The organism is Acinetobacter sp. YH16031 (assembly GCF_013417335.1).
Lineage (GTDB): Bacteria > Pseudomonadota > Gammaproteobacteria > Pseudomonadales > Moraxellaceae > Acinetobacter.
The window spans coordinates 1-1,669 of the sequence record NZ_VPED01000136.1 but is presented as its reverse complement, the minus strand read 5'-3'; the positions used below and the strand labels follow the sequence as shown (position 1 = coordinate 1,669).

Here is a 1,669-nt window from a genome sequence, read left to right as displayed (position 1 = left end):
TTGTGGGCAATGGTCACAATATCCTTAGTTGAGCTGCTCAGCCCAGTTTGTTTAGAGTAATCCAGCGCGGTACGCAGTGCTGGAATTGCAATTCGCGCTTTGCGAAGAAGCTCTGGCTGATCTGAAAGCAAGGTAATATCCGCCAGATCATAACTTTCGCCCAATGTTTTTAGCTTATTAATGGTCTGTTCATTTTGAATGCGTAGCAGCGGAAGTGTGCGGCGTGTTGAGTCATTCAGATAATCACGTAAAGCCATGACTTTTTCCTGCTCAGTATTCAATAGATTTAATTGTTCATCGAGCTGATAGGCAATGTGTGTTGCTGCTGTAGAGGAAATGCCGTTCACGGGTGCAGGCTGTGCAATGGTTGGCGCCATAGAAACTGGCAGATTATGATCAATAATTTCGGTAACACGGTTTGATTCTGGCAGAGGATCAAGCTGTTCTGTAATTTTGATGGCATCTACTTTCATCAATAAGCCAGCAGTAGAGAGGCCAATTGCGCCTTGATCTAAATTATAAGGCAGTGTGGTGTCTAAGACTAAATTGTCATCAATATAATGGCGCACACGTTGACCATGCACAATCACAGTCGCTTTATACGACTTATTGACCTCCATATTTTCTTTATAAGCAGATTTATGCAGCACATTCCACGCATTGGTAGGCTGGCGCAGCGCAAGTTCTAGACCGCTGGCGCCAGCTGCATCGGCGCGAATTGCAAATTGATAATAAGGCGTGAAGGCAGGTTCAGCATAGCTGTCAGCAGCGCGGTAAATAATACTGCCCCAGCGGCCGCCATTATTTCTTTCTAAATAAGTAAATTCGATATCTATGCGATAGTTTCTGAGTTTTTGATATTCAGGTGACAGCATTAACGTGGTCATTTGTGTGTCATTGGCGCGCCCATCAATGAATAAGCTGCCGTCTTTGACTTCAACCGTGCCTGCATTTGAGCGCAGTGTTGTCCATGCTGCTGGCAGCGCTGTGAGTTGATCGAAGTTTTCGTCTAAATAGACTTTAGGTACAGGAACTTCTTCTTCTGGTGTTTCTGGCTCTGGGGCTGGTGTTGTCGGTGTTTCAGGCAGGGCGGATGATTCATCTTTATCATCATTGTCGTTGCAGGCAGTTAAATTGAATGCCAATAATATTGCTAAGCTCAATGAAGTCAATTTAGTCATTATGTAGTCTCAGGTTTGATTTTTTAAAAAGCGATTCAAACTTAAGAGTTGAAAATGACACTTTGGTTGATTTGTCATATATCTAATCTTTGCTTACATATTAATGATTTATGAATTCATAAAATTTTAATAAAAATAGATTAAATAAATATGATCAATATTTAATCAAAAAAGTACATTGTTATGATTTATCAACTCATCCACTGCTCAAATTATCCCCAATTTCTGCGGACAACCCTTGGGATAAATCTCAGCCAATTTTGTACGCTTTGACTTACATTCATTCAGGCTCTTTGCGTCTATGCCATTCTTCATCAATTTTCTATTATGGGGACATAGAGAGCAGGATGCTCCAGATAAGAATAATAAGATCAGATACAGGGAATGCGAGGTACGACAGGAGTTATACCAACGCATCAAATATGTAAAAAAGCCTAACAGGATGTTGGGCTTTTTTATTGACTAAATTAACCTTTGAATTGCATTTT

At 40.7% G+C, this 1,669-nt stretch carries 1 protein-coding gene; it reads right to left on the bottom strand.

The window, feature by feature from the left end:
* Positions 1-1,181, bottom strand: a 1,181-nt coding sequence (locus tag FTV31_RS16640; RefSeq protein WP_180015753.1) for a family 16 glycoside hydrolase, incomplete at its 3' end; no start/stop codon positions are given.
* Positions 1,182-1,669: the final 488 nt, after the last annotated feature.